This is a genomic window from Pseudomonas sp. MF08875, from assembly GCF_059862525.1.
On sequence record NZ_JCBCUW010000140.1, the window covers coordinates 1 to 760 of the forward strand.

Genomic DNA, 760 nt, shown 5'->3' on the forward strand with positions numbered 1-760 from the left:
ACTCAAGGACAAGTGAAATGAGCCTTCCTGAAAACTGCCTGGTACGGCGCACGGTGCTTCAAATCGTCGATTGCGAGGGCAAGCCCTACCGGGCGTTCGCAACAGAACCCCTTTGGACGCTCACACGGGTGTTTGCCCAGCCCACCGAAGGCAATGCGGTCAAACCCTACTTCAGCGGCAAAACGTACTTTGCCGAACTGATAGACGAATTCGCGGCGGCCAAAGAATCGATCTACATCGCTGGCTGGCAGGTCAATTGGGATGCGCAACTAGCGCCGAAAGTGCGCCTCTACGATTGCCTGCTTGCCGCCGCGCGGCGTGGGGTGAGCATCTTTGTCATGCCCTGGGATGACGCCGCGCCGGTGCAGACCTATGACTCACAAACCCGCAGCGTGCTGCTGGGCATCAACCGCCTCGTCGGCCAGCAGCGCGTGTTCGTAACCGTCGCCAAGCCCCATGCGGATCGGAACACCTCGTTCTACAGCCATCACCAGAAACAAGTGGTGATTGACCAGCGCATCGGGTTTGTCGGCGGGCTGGACTTGGCTTACGGACGCTACGACGACGATAGCTTTGAACTGCGCGCCGATGCGGATGGGCGCCAGGGCATGAACCGCTACAACGGTTGCGTGCCGCCATTGGGCCACCTGGGCTGGGAAAACCTGGTCAACCCCGACGATAAAAACGTCCAGATTGCCCCTCATCACTATCAAATCCCCTACAAAGAAGACGCCCCCGTGCGCATGAGCGCCCTCAAGCC

General features: G+C 59.6%; 1 pseudogene. It reads left to right on the plus strand.

The features are described from left to right. Positions 1–17: 17 nt before the first annotated feature. Positions 18–760 (plus strand): annotated as a pseudogene (locus AC19YT_RS28345) (hypothetical protein); the annotation flags it as partial.